Genomic DNA, 250 nt, shown 5'->3' with positions numbered 1-250 from the left:
TACTATTCTACGAATAAAGAATGGTGGGTCATGATGGACTTGAACCATCGACCAATGGATTAAAAGTCCACTGCTCTACCAACTGAGCTAATGACCCGCTCTGATGTGCCTAAGCACGCTGCGTAAATCCGCCGATTATAACCACTCTACTATTCTACGAATAAAGAATGGTGGGTCATGATGGACTTGAACCATCGACCAATGGATTAAAAGTCCACTGCTCTACCAACTGAGCTAATGACCCGCTCTG

Annotated in this window: 2 tRNA genes; both read right to left on the bottom strand. The window is 44.8% G+C overall.

The features are described from left to right. Positions 1-21: 21 nt before the first annotated feature. Positions 22-97: transfer RNA gene (locus tag H5183_RS21575), tRNA-Lys, on the bottom strand. A gap of 71 nt (positions 98-168) precedes the next feature. Further along, a tRNA-Lys gene (locus tag H5183_RS21570) sits at positions 169-244 on the bottom strand. Between the last annotated feature and the right edge of the window lie 6 nt (positions 245-250).

The organism is Pseudoalteromonas sp. SR44-8, from assembly GCF_014163635.1.
Taxonomy (GTDB): domain Bacteria; phylum Pseudomonadota; class Gammaproteobacteria; order Enterobacterales; family Alteromonadaceae; genus Pseudoalteromonas; species Pseudoalteromonas rhizosphaerae.
This window is presented reverse-complemented; position numbering and strand designations above follow the sequence as displayed.